This window comes from Microcystis sp. M_QC_C_20170808_M9Col (assembly GCF_007095495.1).
GTDB classification, from domain to species: domain Bacteria; phylum Cyanobacteriota; class Cyanobacteriia; order Cyanobacteriales; family Microcystaceae; genus Microcystis; species Microcystis aeruginosa.
The window spans coordinates 1-16,672 of record NZ_SFBZ01000173.1 but is presented as its reverse complement, the minus strand read 5'-3'; the positions used below and the strand labels follow the sequence as shown (position 1 = coordinate 16,672).

Sequence of the window (16,672 nt, the reverse complement as noted above, 5' to 3'; positions counted from 1 at the left end):
CGTCAGAGACGGTTTTATTAGTGGGATTGATCACCAACGGTTGACCACATTCTTTACCTTGACGTTTGGGTTTTCCATTATGAATAGAACCATTCTTGATAGTATGGTGAGAACCACAACGCTTGACAGGGGAATAGAGGTGAAGGGGGTATTTTGTTCGGTGCTAGACTGATATTTGAGTAAGCCAGACAGGAGCCAGAAAAAGATATTTATTATAAAAGTCATGCTCAAGCTAGAGGTTTAAAGACTGAGCGGGTTGCAATTATTTTTATTAATAAATATTTTACACAATTCATACCAGGTAAGCAAGAGGGCTACGCCACTACTACCGAATTATTACCACATCGGTTACTTTTTTTCTGGTCCAGATGGTGAGAATTGTCAGGAAAAGTCAACCCATCACTCCCCCTCAAGGATTTTTATCAATTCCAGTTAATCGATCAAAAACAGTACAAGTGTATTTAATTAACTGGCCGACGTTTAATTTATCGTACTATTCCCCTGTTCTATTTCTCCCAGTCTTATTAAAATTTCTGATTGATCTGGGTGATTTCTAATTTTATTGATCTCTTCATAAGTAACCTCCATAATATCAAATAATAACCATATTAATATTTCTCTCTTCTTATTCTCGTCACTAAAATTTCCCCCGATGATAGCGTTTAATCTTCCTTGATATTTCTCTTGCGTTTCTTTCAGTGTAAATCTACTGATTAATTCTTGGATGTATTCCTGAAGAGTAACTATTTGAAAACAATTAAATCTAGGCTTGATAGAATTATATAGGCTGGTTCTCTTCTTTAGCAGTTTCGTATCTAAAGGCTTAATAATAGATATTTGAAATCCTTGGTACAACTCTAATAGCTTTTTGATCAGACTGGAGACAGGATTAATTGTCGATAGGCTAAATCCACCCGTTACTTGGTCGATTTGTTCTAAATTAGGGTTTAAGGAACTAATAATAAAACCGAAGACCAGAGCAATGATTAAACCAACATATACATTATCCTCGATTGAGCTTAATAGAGAAAATATAAATTGAATAAAAAGGTATAAGAGTATTGATATAAGAACTTTGAGAATTAATAACCTAACAAAAGTATTTAAAAAATCCTTTTTTAAATCGGGAAATAAATGACGAATCCTAAAAGCTGAGAAATAGCTACTTCCAGTTTCAACTGCTACTCCAATAATTATCGCAGTCACCACAAAAGGCCACCGATCTTCTCCCAGAAGTTTCCGTATTTCACTAGAAAGGTCGGTGGCGGCAGCTGTCTGAGAATCTACCAAAAATAGGTAATGGGTGAATGAACTGAAAAAAGGAAACTTATCTAATTCCGTTAGAACCTGACTACAAAATACCATTTACCCTCAGCCAACGAGTTTTCCAAGTGGGAGTAAAGATTTTGTAGCTTTCTTCTTCATTGACTTTGATATAGCCTTTGTCCGCTAGTTTTTCTAATTTATCTTGTAAGTCAGCTTCTCCAATTCTATCTGTTTCAATTTCAAAGCTCAAGACAGTGGCAGCCCTAACTTTGAGTAAATCAGATAAAAGAGACTTCTCCGCGGAGGTTAAATAATTGGTATCAGTTGTTTTAGCCATAAAATTCCAATAAATTTAGGAATGTTGCTGAGGGGTATAAACCAAATTAGATAAAACGTCAATCAAGTCAGATGGACAGGAGCCTAGTTCATGACTGTACTGATTATAGTATAGGATTATGCCCACCAGTTACTTTTTGGTGAAAAATGTTCACAATCTTACATTATGGGCGCAAGCAGTTCGATCAACTTACTGACCACGTTGCGCCCCTACATTTATTGACCTAGTCCTCCTCTACAAATATTTTGATCGCCTGAACAATAAGCTCAAGAGTATCGATAAATTTAGTTGATTTTACTTGTTCTTGGACATTATCTCCCCAGAAAGGGAGCAATAGGCCTAGGGTGATGAAAGCTATAGATAGGCATTTTTTCAGGGAACGCATGGTGGTTGCCTCAGAATTTCTTTTGTACTTTTGTACTCTTAGTGTCGGCTATCAAAGCATGAGTCTATGAATAGAAATCCTGATATACAAATTATATTTGTCTGACTTTTATTTGAAGACTAAGTTGTATCTGAATCTATAGGTTCTCATAGAACAATTTAAAATGTCTGAGATATGTCTGAGTTTTTTGTGATAGGTTTGAGTAAATGTCTGAGATACGTTTGATTTATTTGAGATAAGATTAGGTTGTCATTAATTTTTCAATAATCTTCACGGTTATGGGGCGATCGCTTAAAGTAAAATCAGAATATATCCCTAGAGTCAAACAAGCAGTTAAACGCAATGGTTACGGAACTCAACAGCTGCTTGCTGAGGATTTAGGATTCGCAAAATCGACTATTAGCCTTTTTCTTAACGGTAAATCGATTAGTAATCTCAATTTTTTTGAAATTTGTCAAAAATTAGCCCTTGATTATCGAGAAATCGCTGACTGGGATGAGTTGGAGGAAACAGCTGCTGCCATGTCTGAGGATGAGGGAGAAAACCGGGCCGCGGATTTTTCCAAGTATGTTGAACGTCCTCCAGTGGAACAGCTTTGTCTGGAGACGGTGAGTCAAGCAGGTTCATTATTGCGAATTAAATCAGCCAAGGGGATGGGTAAAACCCTATTAGTCGATAGAATTTTGAGTCAAGTTGACAAAAGAGAGTATAAAACCGTCAGTTTGAGTTTTTTACAAGCAAGCAAAGGAATTCTCGGCGATTTAGACCGATTGCTCTCTTGGTTTGCTTTGATTATTTCCAAGAAATTAGGGTTAGCAGCTCTCTTTCAGGAAAAATGGCAAGAAGGATTAGGACTTTATAGCTGTACTGCCTATTTTGAAGACCATTTGCTCAAAAAGCTGGATAAACCCCTAATTTTAGTTTTAGAGGAGATAGATAGTCTCTTTACCTATACCAGCGTTGCCGACGATTTCCTTAGTTTATTTCGTCTTTGGCACGAGGAGGCAAAAAATAATAATACTTGGCAAAAGTTACACTTAATTATCACCTATTCCACAGAAAATTATGTTCCTGCTGACCTGAATAAATCTCCTGTGAATGTAGGAACAGAAATCCTGTTACCTGATTTTACTCTAGAACAGGTCTTGACTCTAGCCAATAAATATCAGGCTGACTTGGGAGAAGATGAACTGCAAAAAATAATTAATCTTGTCGGGGGACATCCCTATTTAATCCAAAAGGCGATTTATGGGATTACCCAAAAACAACTGTCTTTAGCAGATTTTTTAGAGACAGCAGCCGAGGAAGCGGGGATTTATGGGGATCATTTGCGAGGACATTTGCTAAACTTACAAGAACATCCAAACCTAGCAGCAGGAATGAAAAAGGTTGTAGAGTCCTCTTCTCCCGTTGATTTAGGTGCGACAATTAATTGGCAACTTCATAGTTTAGGATTAGTAACCTTTGTGCAGAATGCTGTTCAACCCCGTTATCCACTATACAGCGACTATTTTAGGTATCGCCTATCCTCCTAAAATCCGATATATTTAGTTAAACTGTTGTACATCTAAATCTAATATTCGTTTTCACCTGTTCCCCGTTCCCCCATCGAACCCAGAACTTTAAATGCGGACTAGCTTAGGCACAGATAACCTTTGATTAAATTATTCATCGAACTTAACCAATCAGACAAATTGCTAATTTTAATGCTATGGCGACCAATTTTTATTATGTTGGAGGCAGCGTTCCCCTAGATGCACCTAGTTATATCAAGCGGGAAGCAGATGATATATTTTATGACTATCTAAAAAATGGACAGTATTGCTATGTGTTAAATTCCCGTCAGATGGGAAAATCAAGTTTGTGGGTACAGACACAAAAACGACTGCAAGAGGATAATATTGATTGTGCTACCATTGATTTGAGTGGTATAGGAAAAAACATCTCCGAAGATATTTGGTATCGAGTATTATTTGAGCAACTGGTTAAACGATTTGATCTTTCTATTCGGGGAAAAGAGCAAACTTGGTGGGATGAACGAGCCTATAAATCAGCTATTAATCGTCTTGATGAATTTGTTGAGGACATTCTCTTAAGGGAAGTATCCCGACCTATTGTTATCTGTTTCGATGAAATTGATAGCGTTCTGAGTTTAAAATTTTCCACAGATGATTTCTTTGCTTGGCTGCGTAGCTGTCATGAAAAACGTCCCCATAATAGGGATTACCAACCTCTAACCTTTTGTATGTTGGGGGTAGCGGCAGTTTATAACTTTATTCTAGATAATAATCGTAGTCCTTTTAATATTGGTCAAGATATAGCGTTTCTCACACCTGTGTGGCACAGTTAAACCTTTGCTGATTAAGCTTTTCACCATCGACAATGTACCTCTTGCCAACAGGAAACGCTATATTCGATTATCTGGATTTACTATAAAGGATGCCAGAAAACTTGCCGAGGGATTGCAGGACAAAGTTATCGCACCGCAACGGGTTTTAGAGGAGGTTATAGAATGGACAGGTGGACAACCGTTTTTAACTCAAAAAATTTGTCATTTAATCTCCACATCTCGCCCTGGATTTGGCAAGGAATTCCCAGCAACCTCGATTAATGTCGGCGATTTTATCCAGTCGCAAGTAATTAGTAACTGGGTATCTCAAGATAGTCCAGAACACCTAAAAACTATTCGGAATCGTTTATTAAATAAGCTTGTCACGGGTAGAAGAATGCTGAAGCTTTACCTAGAAATTTTAAAAAATGGTGAAATTACCGATGATGGTAGTCCCGATCAAATAGAATTACGCTTAACGGGATTGGTAGTTCAAGACCGACAAAAGTTAAAAGTTTATAATAAGATTTATAGAAATGTTTTTAATGAAACTTGGGTGACAACGGAATTAAATAAAATCCCTCCATACATTGAAAAGTACGAAGTTTGGTTAAATTCAGGGGAAGATGCCACTAAACTTCTTTCTGATCAAGATTTAGCAGAAGCTTTAACTTGGAGTAAAAATCAAGATATTAATGAGTCAGAAAAGCGTTTTTTAGAGTTAAGTGAAATCGCAGCCAAACGAAAAGCACAGATAGCACGTCAAGGGGAAGCATATCAACTGGCTGAAAAACAATTAACGCCCAAATTTGAGGAGAATCAACGAGCAGCTTTAATTGAGGAAACTTTAGCTTGGACGGGTGGTAACTTGGAGTTAACGGAAATAGTTATCGGTTTGCTAATCGACAATAAAAATGAGTTGCGTGAAGGAAAAGAAAAACCAGTAATTGAACAATTGATTCAGAAAAATATTGTAGAAAATTGGTTACAAAATAAAGCGGCAGCCCATCTCCATAAAATACAAAACAGTCTCTTAACTCCTGATAAAAATGTTAGGTCAACATTAGAAATCTATCAAGACATTTTGCAAGGGAGAGTCTTTGCTGATAATAAACCGGAAAAATTGGCACTTCAGCAAGCAGAATTAGTGATTAAAAATGATGAGTATCTAGAAGTTACCAATCGAATTTATAAAGAAGTATTTAATGTTCAATGGGTTAGACAGGAATTAGAAAAATTGGTTAATGTGGAGAATTCTCCTGCTGGTTTAACTAAAATATTATCTTTCTTGGCACTATTAGGCTTTCTTGGATTTACTTTCTTGTCATTCAAGACTCCTGAAAAGACTCCTAATGTCGTGGTGACACCCCCACCATCACCTAGTATTCCAGAAATTTGTGCTAAACGAGATGAGAATATTACCTTAAAAGAGAATATTCAACAACTGCAAGACTTGAAAAGGAAACAAGGTGATCAGTTTCCTGAAAAGTGTGGGACTCAATTAACTGAATTAAAGTTAATTCAGCAAGCAGTAGGACTAGCTAAAAATAATTTTGTCGCTGATGTGCCGGGTAGAGAAGGTGGTTTTGAAATTTTGTGCAAAATCCCCCCAACTTCTGATAACTTTAAAGAAGCTCAATCTTGGGCAAAAAGTTGGCATAATGACAGATATTGGAAATCGCGCATCGATCGAGCTTTGCAAGATAATCCAGATTGCCAAAAACTTATTGAATAAACATTAATTTTTCAATCACTAAATACCCCATCACTACCCGTTAATTCCTCGGATAATGATACTCGGATTCCTTCTCTTCCCCGTGACCAAACTAGAGAGAATAGGTCAGAAACATTGAAGGATTGACTCCTGACAACAGGAGAAAAATTAACCTGTGGATTCTTTTGACGCAAAACAAATACTTGCATATAATAGAGGATATTGCCAATCATTAGCCAGAGAATTAAACTAAAAATAAAGGTAAATGCCATGACTATAACCCATCCAAAAAATTGAAAAGCGACTTGAGATATAGGACTATCCTGTGTTAATCCATTGGCAAATTCTCTCGCATCTTTATTACTAAATAACCCCACCGCTATTGTTCCCCAAAAACCACAAAAAAGATGTACTGGAATTGCTCCCACTGGATCATCAATTACTTTAGTTTTAATTAAAAATTCTTCTCCTAATAAGACAATAATGCCACTAATGCCACCAATGATAATAGCTGATCTGATATTAACATAACCTGATGATGCCGTGATCCCCACTAATCCCCCTAAAATGCCATTAATAATTGTCGATAAACTGGCTTTGCGACCGATTAAAGGATTAAGAATTAATGCCAAAACTCCCCCAGCGGCAGCGGCAATCATCGTGGTAGTAATTGCCATGGGGACATTAGCCAAATTTACCGCCGAACCACCATTAAAACCAAACCATCCTAACCAAAGAATTAAGCAACCAAGGGTTGCAAATCCTAACTGATGGGGAGCAAAATTTCCTCTTTCTTTTTCTTCATAACTATCGGTTTTGCGATTATAACCAAAACGTCCATCTCTCGGTTTTAGCAACCAAGCACCCACTAATCCGGCCATTCCTCCCACCGAATGCACCACCGTTGAACCAGCAAAATCTCGAAACTTAAATAAGTTATATAACCATCCTTCCGATGACCAAATCCAATGTCCTGTCAGAGAATAAGAAAAAGCAACTAAAAAGAAACTAAATAGCAAAAATGCCCAAAATTTAACCCTTTCTGCCACTGCTCCCGATACAATGGTCGCCGCAGTTCCCGCAAAAGTTAATTGAAAGAAAAATAAAGTGGCAATTGAACGACCTGTCCACAGTTCTTGGAATTGACTGTATTGATTATTAGGGGTTAAAATTTCCAAGAAAAATCCTGTATCACCAGAGAAACTATTCCCTAGTGCTGATGTATTGCCAAACATTAAACCGAAACCAAACATCCAATAAGCCAAGGCAGAAACACAGAAGACAATTAGGTTTTTAGCTAAGACATTAGTGGCGTTATTAGTACGACAAAAACCCGTTTCCAGCATGGCAAAACCCGCATTCATAAAGAATACTAACGAGCCAGCTATTAACATCCAGAGATTAGCAACTAAATCCACAGTAGAATTATTTAAGTCTTGTGCTGTGACTTTGCCTACACCGATCAACAGCATGACGATAAGAGAGAAACAAAAAGATAGGATATTACGCAAACGCGGGCGATATTCTAGAAAAGATAATAATCGATTCATCGGCTATAACTCTCATGGGCAATTTCCCCTTTATAGTAATTGATTTAATCCCCTATCGTTCACTCAAAACTGCCTTTTTTCTTGTCCAGATAGCGAGAATTGTCAGGAAAAGTAAACCCATCACTCCCGCTAAAGGATTTTTATCGATTCCAGTTAACCAATCGGGAACAGTACCAGTGTATTTAATTAACTGACCCACATTTAATATATAGTATGCCCAGACTAAACCCGCGTGCAGACCGATACTTTTACCCAAATTACCACCACAGGCGCGTTTTGCCCAACCGAGAATCAATCCTAGCAAGACTAAGGCAGGAAATTGGGGAAAAGTGCGGATAATTTCGGCTAAAGGTTTAATAAAGTGAGCAAGAGCAAAAATTAAGGCACTAATCACTAGAGCGATAGCGGGACGATAATCCTTTTCTAATTCTCCCAGTAACCAGCCCCGAAATAGCAATTCTTCGGCAAAACCCACCGCTAAAGCGACTAAAAACCCCTCCAGGATGATTTTGCTGATTGGGGGATTTGCGGGTAAGAAATTTAACCAACCTAGGAACCCTTGGGACAGAAAAAGCGAGAAAGTGAAAAATAAACCGATCGCCAAGCCGTTAATTAACTCGATCGGCGTTTTTATTCGCCAAATCAACCCATAATCGGCTAATCCCTCATCGCCATAAATTGTCCGTCCCCACCAATGGGATAACCCCAAAAATTCCAGATAGAGAACAGAAAGGGTCAAAATTGAGACAAGATTGGCATTAGTGGCAAAAAAGTGATAGAGGGGAAGTGCGATCGGCAACCAGAGAAAAAGTAAGAGCAAAATAAAAATTCCCAGTCGCAGGGGGACTGGGTAAGTGGCAATTACCCGTAATCTTTTATTCATCGGGTTCGATGCTGCTGGTTAAACCTTTATTTTTCAAGGTTTCACAGTAAAATTCCGCGTGTTCTTGAATGCAGGTAATCACCAAGGCTGTACCATTCGTGTGCGCTTCCATCATGATATCAACTGCTTGGGGTTGCGTCATACCGGCGATCGTTTGCATTAAACTCTGAACCACATACTCCATCGAGTTAAAGTCGTCATTGTGGAGTAAAACGCGATAACGCGGTGCTGGTTTACGGATTGTCGCTGTGGAACGCTTTTCGATGACTTCTGTGGACACCGTGTCTCTCCTTTGAATCTATATCACAAATAAAGGTCAATTACTAATGATCATAATCAAAATTTCCAGATTGAGCTAGGCTTTTTCAGCGATCCGTGAGGGGTTGGGTGTTGGGGAGTGGGGGACAGCCAAGGGAATGACATTTCTAGATGGATAGATCATAATTGAATTAACCCTGTAATTTAACCTTATTTCTCTATGTCTGCTGGCGAATTACAAAATATCGTCTAAAAAAGTAAGTATTCCCTCTAAAAGCTTGACTGGTATTGATCGGACAATTAATATTAGTCAATCAGGAATTGTTAATACACAGAACAACATCTTTAATCTGTGAAAAGTAAGCCTAGTAAATGTTATCATTGAAAATATTTATTATCAAAGACAAGAGATAATTTATATCAGAATCGCCAGCAGAAGCGTTAAAACCAATATTAAAAGAGTTACTCTATGAGTTTTAATACAAGAAAAGGATTTACTAAAAGAGTTAATTTATGAAGTGCTGGAAGATACGGCTATGGCTAGGGCAATTCAAGAGGGAAAAGATAGTAACAATTGGCCAGCCCAACTTGCTGCTCAACATTTTGAAAAGACGGGGGAGATTACTGTCAAACGAGTAAGCAAGTCAGAGAATATTGGGATAAGTGGCAGCAGCAAGGATTATTTTTCTTTCAACTGCCCAAATATTCCTCTGAAATGAATCTTATTGCAACTGAATGGCATCAATTGAAAACTCACGAACTGGCAGGTCAAATTTTTCCCGATGAGGACGATTTAGCGATCGCTGTTAAACAAGGGATCGAAGCTCGCGCCCAAAAAGGAGGATATGAAACTCACTGTTTTAAGTTTAATTCTGCCTAGCTACTTACATCTTCGGATGTGGTTGCCATAGATAATTTTTTCCTTCTGATCTGGTCTATTGCTATTTTAGTCAATCGCGCCGATACTTCCTAATTTTTAAGCTTCAATGCTCTCTTTTTTGTCAAGTACATCTTATCCCATTTTAAGCGAACACTACCGTGCGATTAGCGTAAACCAAAACGCGATTTTGCAAGTGTAAACGTACCGCTCGCGCTAACACCACCCTTTCCAAATCCTTACCTTGACGAATTAAATCTCCTACGGTATCGCGATGGCTAACTCTGACCACATCCTGCTCGATAATTGGCCCCTGATCGAGATCGGCAGTGATATAATGGGCGGTGGCTCCAATAATTTTTACCCCTCGATCGTAGGCCCGTTGATAGGGATTAGCTCCGGCAAAAGCCGGTAAAAAAGAATGATGAATATTGATAATATTGGGGAAAAAGTTAATAAAATCTGGAGTGAGAACCTGCATATATTTAGCTAAAATCACTAAATCTATCCGGTATTCCCGCAGTAACTCTAATTGTCTGGCTTCCTGTTCAATCTTGGTTTCGGCGGTAATGGGAATATGATGAAACTCAATACCGAATTGATTGGCAACTGAGTGTAATTCTGGATGATTGCTAATAATTAAAGGAATTTCTGCCCTAATTTCTCCCCCGTGTTGTCGCCATAATAAATCGAGGAGACAATGATCCTGTTTTGTCACCCAAATAGCTAGACGCGGGACAGTATCGGAAAAATGTAAGGACCAACTAGCCTGCAAAGGTTTGGCAATAGCGGCGAAAGCTGGTTCGATCATCCCACGGGGTAAATTAAACCCTTCTAATTGCCATTCTATCCGCATCAGAAACAATCCCGCCGAAAAATCCGTGTGTTGGTCGGCGTGGATAATATTGCCGCCATTAGCGTAGATAAAATTAGCGATTTTCGCCACCAGACCAATCTGGTCGGGACAAGAAATTAACAAGGTTGCAGTGGCAGCAGTCATAAATTATCGCCGGCAAGAATTGACTTTTTCTATCCCTAATTTATTACAATTTTAGCCACTTCGTCCCTTTGATGCACAAAAAAGATCGTTTGTCAATAGCGATCGCAGATTAAATTTCCAGTCAAACTGATAGGCTTTTCCCTTGCTCAGAAGTGGCAAAATGCCGCTCGATTAGGGAGGGTACATCTTGGGGAGCTACCTGATTATAATGCTTTTTATCGGGCATAACCACCAGATTCGGCCCTTTTTTGCACTGTTTTAAACAGCCGGTTAATTTAATATTCACCGCTTCTCCCAGTCCTTTTTCCTCTAAACCACTCTCTAACCTTTGGCAGACTCTCGCACCGCCATTTTTCCAACAATCGGACTTCTGACAGATTAAGACGGTGGCTTTTTTAGCTTTTACTGGGGCCACTTCTGGGGTTTTTTCGCCAGATAAATGCTCAATCCCTAGTACCCTCAGTTTTAATTTTCCCTTTTTTGAACAAAGACTACTTTCTCCCGTCACTTTTAGCCATGAGTGGAGAGCAATATTGAGAGGTATGTGGTCTCGCAGTGTTTTTTCGGGCTTAAACCAATATTCTCGTTTATCAACACTGATTCTCAGGTATTTTACCTTATATCCGTCCTTGAGGACAAAACCGAGGAATTGACCGACCACTTGAAAGGGAACCATGGTAGTTGTAGATTTTGACATACTTTCTCACTTTTTACTCTCAGATTGCTAATTTTTCTCAAGGATTATGCCTGCCAACAGGTTTCCAGCCAACCGATTAAACAGCCTCGGGAAGCCTCTACCTGTCGCAGGACACTCCACAGCTGTAAAAGTTGCGCGTGGCTATCGATGCGAATCTGCAAAAGCTTATGGAGCGAGCATTTATCTTCAATGTCCAGGGCCTGCAGCCGGTGGTAGAGCTGCCAGCGCTCCCAAGCACTAAGAGGGAAGATTTTCTCACCTTCCGATGGCAATTTGTCTATACTCATGGTGCTTTTAATTGAGAACTATTAGCAATATAACTCTGGACTGATGTTCTCAGTATAACCGACAACTGCAAATTATTATCAATAACCTCAAGAAAAAAAGTTACCCGGTAGCGGCGATCGGCTAAAATCTTGCTATTGTTGCCTTGTCCGCTTTGCCGATCCCAGAATCGCTACCGCCTAGAATTGTCAAAGGGATAAAAATGGAGATAACAAGATTTATTGACGAAAATTATGCATAAAAAAGCTCAAAAAACCGATAATTCAGCAATTCTCTATTTTGATGGTGGTTCTCGCGGCAATCCGGGGAGAGCAGCCGGTGCAGCGGTAATAGTTTTAGCCGAGGGTAATTCCTTGACTACGACTAGATATATGGACAGAGCCACTAATAACGAGGCTGAATACACGGGATTGATTATTGGATTGGAAAAAGCCCAAGAATTAGGCTTAAAAAGCCTAGAAATTCGTGGAGACAGTCAATTAGTCATCAATCAAGTTAAGGGAGACTGGAAGGTAAAAAGCGATAGTTTACGTCCCTTTTATCAGCGTGCTTGTCAATTAGTTGCCCGATTCGATCGCATTAGCTGGCGCTGGATTGAACGAGCTAAAAATAGTTTGGCTGACGCTGCTGCCAATCATTGTATGGATGCGGCGAAAAAATCGCCAGAAAAACCAAAGGAAGGCGAAACTAATCTCGATATTCTGCTCCAATCCCTGAAACCAGTCCTAAATACCGAAGAATTCGTTTTTTCTTCCCTAACAGCAACAGGACTAGAACAGCTACAATTAACCCCTCTCTGCCAATTTCAGGAAGAGGAAGGCATAACGGTGATTATTCCCCGTCAGCAAGCCGATCGCAAGAATTTGCAGTACAAATATATTTATAGACAAATTACTCTTTCTGTGCATTCTAGTTTAGCGGCGGTGGGATTTTTAGCGGTAATTAGCGAGAAACTGGCCGCAGCAGCAATTAGCGTCAATGTCATTTCTGGTTATTATCACGATCATTTATTTATCCCTAGGGATAGGGTGACAGAAGCGATGGCTATTCTCGAAGAAATTAGCCGCTCATAACAGTTATCAGTTATCAGTTAGCAGTTAGCAGTTAGCAGTTAGCAGTTAGCAGATGTGAGTTTTCAATTCACTCATTACTGTTTACTGTTCACTGAAAAAACAGGATTTATTATTATTTGCTCTCCTCTGAGGAATTTTTCACCGTTTCTTCTAGGAAAACTACTGGTTCTTTTTCCCGCTGCTGGGAGCGGATGATATCGATGGTACTTTTCAGCACACTAGCGATGGGAACTGCTATCAATAAACCGAGAATTCCTGCCACTTTACCTCCGATAAAAAGAGATAGGATAATCCAGACGGGATTAAGTCCGATCATGCCTCCCATTAACCGAGGGGCGATGACATTATCATTAATTTGACCGACAATAACCGTCAGGGTCAAAACTTTTAACCCTAACCAAAAATCTTGAAACATCAGTAGGGTACTAATGCCAATAATGGCAAAGGCACTGGCAAAAGGAATTAATGTAGTTAGACCGATCGCCACCCCGAATAATAGGGCATAATCAACCTTGAGAATCACAAAAACAAAAATTTGAGCAAGGCTGAGAATTCCCGCTAAAATGGTTTGACCGGCAAAATAGGTTTCAAAAGTTTGACGAATAATCGTTCTTAATTTGAGATTCCAGGGAGCAGGAATCCAGCTAAAAATTCCCTCCCAAATTTGTTCGCCATAGAGAACAAGAAAGACGGTTAGAACCAGAACAAATAGAATGTTTAGGATACTGTTGATAGTTCCCAGCACAAAGCTCAGTAATTGAGTGCTAAGAGTTTGTAAAACATTGGTTAGTCGTTCCGATAACTGGGTGATTGATTGCTCGATATAAATCGCATATTTCTGAGTTTTATCCCACTTTTCTAAATTTTGTATCTGTTCGGTTCCCGACTCGATCCACTGGGGCAAACTATTGATTAAACTGCTTAATTGTTCGACAATCTGGGGAATTAAAATTAAACCTAAAACAATCAAAATTAATAGGGCAATTAAAAAGACAATAGCGATCGAACCACTGCGATTAACCCCGCGTCTTTGCAGCAGTTTGATGGGAACATCTAAGACAAAAGCTAGTAAACTAGCAGTGACAAAAATACTGACTAAGGGTTCTAGATAGCTAAATAATTGGAATAATAACCAACCATTGAGAAATAAGAGCGGAAAAACTAGACTTAGCCGCAACCAACGAGGTAGTTGCTTAAAAAGCTCTATCATATAACTAATTTTGTCCTGAGAGAGTATCGAGGTAAAAAGAGACTTTTCTAACCAGAAATCCTCTTTCAATCTAGCATCTCCCCGTTACTTTTCTGGTCCAAGCAACCCTGAAACTCTTATCCTAACTGTATGGAGCTAAGCGGATTCGAACCGCTGACCCCCTCAATGCCATTGAGGTGCTCTACCAACTGAGCTATAACCCCGCGAAGACCATTTTTTAATATAGCTGAAATAGAATTATTTTGTCAAGGGGTGACGAGAAAAAAATTTGTCACTGCCAAGGCGATCGCTGATAAGACAATGGTGAAACAATCGCCCCCATTTAGACAGGAGCCGGAATTTGGGTTAAATAGGTTAAACAGTGACCCATGAGGAAATAAACTACTAACATAGCCGCTGCCGCTGCTGCCACTAAGGTTCCCGCCAGCATCAAGGAAAACTCTTGCTTGTCGAACGCTTGCTGCATCAGATGCAATGACCAAGCCACAAGACCGAGGTCAAAGATGAGAATCGGAACTAACATATTTTAAATTTTGTTAACTTTCATCTATTCTAATACATAATTTTCCCCAGGGATAATCGGACTGAAGTTAAAAACAGGGATTTTTGCCGGTTTCTCGATCGGGGCTATCAGCCGTCAGCCGTTAGCTTTCAGTAATAGGTCTAAACCTTGCTCTTCTTGGGTTGCAGCCTGAAGAAATCCTTTTCCAGGAAAACCGACTCAATCACTAGATTAAGTTCTGCTAATCTTGCCCTCATTTTCGGGCTAACGCACGGGTACTTGTTGATTTTGCAGATAATTTTTGACCTCAGCGATGGTTAATTGACCATAATGGAGCAAAGAAGCCAATAAAGCCGCTTCTGCCCGCCCTTCCGTCAATGCTTCGTAGATATGCTGACAATTACCCGCTCCTCCCGAAGCAATCACAGGAATCTCCACCCTTTCAGCGATCGCTTTTGTCAAGGCCAGATCGTAACCCGCTTGCGTGCCGTCAGCATCCATACTGGTAACTAACAACTCACCCGCCCCGCGTTTTTCCACTTCTTGCGCCCATAATAAAGCATCAATACCCGTATTTTCGCGTCCACCCCGAACATAAACCTCCCAACCGGGGTTATGCTCATCCTTACGTCGTCTAGCATCGATCGCCACCACAATACACTGTTTACCAAAGCGATCGCTGGCTCGATCGAGCAATTTCGGCTCGCGCACGGCAGCCGAGTTAATGCTGACTTTATCGGCCCCGGCTCTTAACAAATTTTTAATATTTTCTAAGGATTGGATACCGCCACCCACTGTCAGAGGAATAAAAACCTGTTCCGCCGTACGATAGACTACATCAATAATCGTGTCGCGATCTTCATGGGTAGCAGTAATATCGAGAAAAACCAACTCATCGGCCCCTGCCTGATTATACAAGCGGGCTAACTCCACGGGGTCGCCAGCATCCTGAAGATTGACAAAATTAACCCCCTTGACTACCCGACCTTTATTGACATCCAAACAAGGCAAAATCCGCTTCGCTAACATATCCTAGACTCTTGATTGTAACAATGGCCATCAAACGATCGCACAATTCCCCCCCGGCTACCGAGGAAAATCTGCTCACTCCCAATCCCACTATAGAAGAAACGGAAAAAGCAGCAGCGGAGATTCGTCCGCAATCCCTAGAGGATTATATCGGTCAACAGGACTTAAAGGCTAATCTAAAAGTCACCATCGCCGCGGCCAAAGCTAGACAAGAAGCGATCGATCATTTACTCTTCTACGGACCGCCGGGGTTAGGCAAAACCACCATGGCTTTAATTTTAGCGGCCGAGATGGGAGTAAATTGCCGCATTACCGCCGCCCCCGCTTTAGAGCGTCCCCGGGATATTACCGGCATCCTGATCAATCTTCAACCCCGGGATATTCTTTTTATCGACGAAATTCATCGACTGAATCGGGTGACGGAGGAGTTATTATACCCAGCGATGGAGGATTATCGCCTGGATGTGACGATTGGCAAGGGTCAAGCGGCGAAAATTCGCAGTATTTCTTTACCTCCCTTTACTTTAATCGGTGCTACTACCAAAGTTGGCTCTTTAACTTCCCCTTTACGCGATCGTTTTGGCATGATTCAACGTCTGCGTTTCTATGCAGTTGAGGAATTGACGGCAATTATTCTCAGAAGTGCTACTATTTTTAATATTCCCATTACTGAAGCGGGTGCGATCGAAATTGCCCGTCGCAGTCGGGGAACTCCACGCATTGCCAATCGTTTATTAAAACGAGTACGCGACTATGTGCAGGTGAAGGGAGAAACTATTATTAGCCCCCAGTTAGCCGCTGAGGGATTAAATCAATTAAATGTAGATTCTATGGGTTTAGATTGGACCGATCGATTAGTATTAAAGACGATGATCCAACAGTTTCAAGGTAAACCCGTGGGATTGGAAGCGGTAGCGGCAGCCACGGGAGAAGATGCCAAGACGATCGAGGAGGTACACGAGCCTTATTTATTACAAATAGGTTATCTTAATCGTACCCCCCGGGGTCGCGTAGTGACGTCAGCCGCCTACGAACATTTAGGATTATTGGCGAAATTGCCGAAAAATAAGGATCGGAGTTTACCTTTGTTTGAGTTCTAGTTTTCTGGATAGGGCTGCTGAATAAATGTGAAATATAGACGAGGTATGGGGTTTGGGGCCAGCAATTCTCATTTTAAAAAGTAACAAGTGATACAGACAGAAACAAAGCTTTAAGCAAGCTACAAAATGCGCTCCCGCGAGTGCGACTGCATCGCAGAGAAGTGAGTATATAGAGTA

Annotated in this window: 14 protein-coding genes, 1 tRNA gene and 3 pseudogenes; 5 read left to right on the top strand and 13 right to left on the bottom strand. The window is 40.2% G+C overall.

Annotated features, from left to right (window positions below; translation table 11 throughout):
- The 3 genes and pseudogenes from EWV68_RS10345 to EWV68_RS10335 all read right to left on the bottom strand — a co-directional run.
- A pseudogene (locus EWV68_RS10345) lies at window positions 1–225 on the bottom strand (ISNCY family transposase); the annotation flags it as partial.
- Between the two features lie 255 nt (window positions 226–480).
- Window positions 481–1,365, bottom strand: coding sequence for a hypothetical protein (locus EWV68_RS10340; protein ID WP_287169725.1), 885 nt, complete (start codon window positions 1,363–1,365; stop codon window positions 481–483).
- Window positions 1,352–1,603, bottom strand: coding sequence for a hypothetical protein (locus EWV68_RS10335; RefSeq protein WP_287169723.1), 252 nt, complete (start codon window positions 1,601–1,603; stop codon window positions 1,352–1,354). The genes EWV68_RS10340 and EWV68_RS10335 overlap by 14 nt, the downstream gene beginning before the upstream one ends.
- 663 nt (window positions 1,604–2,266) lie before the next feature.
- On the opposite strand from EWV68_RS10335, the gene EWV68_RS10330 reads away from it, so the two are divergent.
- The gene (locus EWV68_RS10330; RefSeq protein WP_287169721.1) at window positions 2,267–3,523 is read left to right on the top strand and encodes an AAA-like domain-containing protein; all 1,257 of its coding nucleotides are present in this window, start codon (window positions 2,267–2,269) and stop codon (window positions 3,521–3,523) included.
- A gap of 176 nt (window positions 3,524–3,699) precedes the next feature.
- A pseudogene (locus tag EWV68_RS10325) lies at window positions 3,700–6,052 on the top strand (AAA-like domain-containing protein).
- An 11-nt stretch (window positions 6,053–6,063) separates the two neighbouring features.
- On the opposite strand, the gene EWV68_RS10320 reads toward EWV68_RS10325, so the two are convergent.
- The 3 genes from EWV68_RS10320 to clpS are packed head-to-tail and all read right to left on the bottom strand — an operon-like array spanning window position 6,064 to window position 8,744.
- The gene (locus EWV68_RS10320) at window positions 6,064–7,581 is read right to left on the bottom strand and encodes an ammonium transporter (RefSeq protein WP_287169719.1); all 1,518 of its coding nucleotides are present in this window, start codon (window positions 7,579–7,581) and stop codon (window positions 6,064–6,066) included.
- A gap of 52 nt (window positions 7,582–7,633) precedes the next feature.
- Entirely contained in the window at window positions 7,634–8,464 is an 831-nt protein-coding gene (locus tag EWV68_RS10315; RefSeq protein WP_287169717.1) for a CPBP family intramembrane glutamic endopeptidase, read from the bottom strand.
- The gene (clpS, locus tag EWV68_RS10310) at window positions 8,457–8,744 is read right to left on the bottom strand and encodes an ATP-dependent Clp protease adapter ClpS (RefSeq protein ID WP_002738526.1); all 288 of its coding nucleotides are present in this window, start codon (window positions 8,742–8,744) and stop codon (window positions 8,457–8,459) included. Before clpS ends, EWV68_RS10315 begins: the two co-directional genes overlap by 8 nt.
- A gap of 669 nt (window positions 8,745–9,413) precedes the next feature.
- On the opposite strand from clpS, the pseudogene EWV68_RS10305 reads away from it, so the two are divergent.
- Window positions 9,414–9,602 (top strand): annotated as a pseudogene (locus EWV68_RS10305) (IS630 family transposase); the annotation flags it as partial.
- Between the two features lie 142 nt (window positions 9,603–9,744).
- Here the strand turns inward: EWV68_RS10305 and purU are convergent.
- The 3 genes from purU to EWV68_RS10290 all read right to left on the bottom strand — a co-directional run bounded on the left by purU (window position 9,745) and on the right by EWV68_RS10290 (window position 11,583).
- Window positions 9,745–10,599 carry a formyltetrahydrofolate deformylase gene (gene purU / locus EWV68_RS10300; protein WP_287169715.1) on the bottom strand — a complete coding sequence of 285 codons (855 nt, stop codon included), beginning with the start codon at window positions 10,597–10,599 and terminating at the stop codon, window positions 9,745–9,747.
- A gap of 121 nt (window positions 10,600–10,720) precedes the next feature.
- Window positions 10,721–11,296, bottom strand: a complete 576-nt coding sequence (locus EWV68_RS10295) for a (2Fe-2S) ferredoxin domain-containing protein (RefSeq protein ID WP_287169713.1) — start codon at window positions 11,294–11,296, stop codon at window positions 10,721–10,723.
- Between the two features lie 44 nt (window positions 11,297–11,340).
- Window positions 11,341–11,583: an Asr1405/Asl0597 family protein gene (locus EWV68_RS10290; RefSeq protein ID WP_185240405.1), complete on the bottom strand. Its 243-nt coding sequence runs from the start codon at window positions 11,581–11,583 to the stop codon at window positions 11,341–11,343.
- Window positions 11,584–11,814: 231 nt separating this feature from the next.
- Between EWV68_RS10290 and EWV68_RS10285 the strand changes: the two genes are divergently transcribed.
- Window positions 11,815–12,654, top strand: a complete 840-nt coding sequence (locus EWV68_RS10285; protein WP_287169711.1) for a reverse transcriptase-like protein — start codon at window positions 11,815–11,817, stop codon at window positions 12,652–12,654.
- A gap of 112 nt (window positions 12,655–12,766) precedes the next feature.
- On the opposite strand, the gene EWV68_RS10280 is transcribed toward EWV68_RS10285, so the two are convergent.
- The 4 genes from EWV68_RS10280 to hisF form a co-directional block, all read right to left on the bottom strand.
- Window positions 12,767–13,864, bottom strand: a complete 1,098-nt coding sequence (locus EWV68_RS10280) for an AI-2E family transporter (protein ID WP_061430806.1) — start codon at window positions 13,862–13,864, stop codon at window positions 12,767–12,769.
- 130 nt (window positions 13,865–13,994) lie between these two features.
- A tRNA-Ala gene (locus EWV68_RS10275) sits at window positions 13,995–14,067 on the bottom strand.
- Between the two features lie 119 nt (window positions 14,068–14,186).
- Window positions 14,187–14,387, bottom strand: coding sequence for a hypothetical protein (locus EWV68_RS10270; RefSeq protein WP_002796074.1), 201 nt, complete (start codon window positions 14,385–14,387; stop codon window positions 14,187–14,189).
- 243 nt (window positions 14,388–14,630) lie between these two features.
- Entirely contained in the window at window positions 14,631–15,395 is a 765-nt protein-coding gene (gene hisF, locus EWV68_RS10265; protein WP_061430807.1) for an imidazole glycerol phosphate synthase subunit HisF, read from the bottom strand.
- Window positions 15,396–15,418: 23 nt separating this feature from the next.
- On the opposite strand from hisF, the gene ruvB reads away from it, so the two are divergent.
- Window positions 15,419–16,495, top strand: coding sequence for a Holliday junction branch migration DNA helicase RuvB (ruvB, locus tag EWV68_RS10260; RefSeq protein ID WP_287169709.1), 1,077 nt, complete (start codon window positions 15,419–15,421; stop codon window positions 16,493–16,495).
- Window positions 16,496–16,672: the final 177 nt, after the last annotated feature.

What these genes read in the sequence shown, in the direction of transcription:
- EWV68_RS10340 (WP_287169725.1), bottom strand. Translation starts at nt 1,365, where the DNA reads ATGGTATTTTGTAGTCAGGTTCTAACGGAATTAGATAAGTTTCCTTTT.
- EWV68_RS10335 (WP_287169723.1), bottom strand. Translation starts at nt 1,603, where the DNA reads ATGGCTAAAACAACTGATACCAATTATTTAACCTCCGCGGAGAAGTCT.
- EWV68_RS10330 (WP_287169721.1), top strand. Translation starts at nt 2,267, where the DNA reads ATGGGGCGATCGCTTAAAGTAAAATCAGAATATATCCCTAGAGTCAAA.
- EWV68_RS10320 (WP_287169719.1), bottom strand. Translation starts at nt 7,581, where the DNA reads ATGAATCGATTATTATCTTTTCTAGAATATCGCCCGCGTTTGCGTAAT.
- EWV68_RS10315 (WP_287169717.1), bottom strand. Translation starts at nt 8,464, where the DNA reads ATGAATAAAAGATTACGGGTAATTGCCACTTACCCAGTCCCCCTGCGA.
- purU (WP_287169715.1), bottom strand. Translation starts at nt 10,599, where the DNA reads ATGACTGCTGCCACTGCAACCTTGTTAATTTCTTGTCCCGACCAGATT.
- EWV68_RS10295 (WP_287169713.1), bottom strand. Translation starts at nt 11,296, where the DNA reads ATGTCAAAATCTACAACTACCATGGTTCCCTTTCAAGTGGTCGGTCAA.
- EWV68_RS10290 (WP_185240405.1), bottom strand. Translation starts at nt 11,583, where the DNA reads ATGAGTATAGACAAATTGCCATCGGAAGGTGAGAAAATCTTCCCTCTT.
- EWV68_RS10285 (WP_287169711.1), top strand. Translation starts at nt 11,815, where the DNA reads ATGCATAAAAAAGCTCAAAAAACCGATAATTCAGCAATTCTCTATTTT.
- EWV68_RS10280 (WP_061430806.1), bottom strand. Translation starts at nt 13,864, where the DNA reads ATGATAGAGCTTTTTAAGCAACTACCTCGTTGGTTGCGGCTAAGTCTA.
- EWV68_RS10270 (WP_002796074.1), bottom strand. Translation starts at nt 14,387, where the DNA reads ATGTTAGTTCCGATTCTCATCTTTGACCTCGGTCTTGTGGCTTGGTCA.
- hisF (WP_061430807.1), bottom strand. Translation starts at nt 15,395, where the DNA reads ATGTTAGCGAAGCGGATTTTGCCTTGTTTGGATGTCAATAAAGGTCGG.
- ruvB (WP_287169709.1), top strand. Translation starts at nt 15,419, where the DNA reads ATGGCCATCAAACGATCGCACAATTCCCCCCCGGCTACCGAGGAAAAT.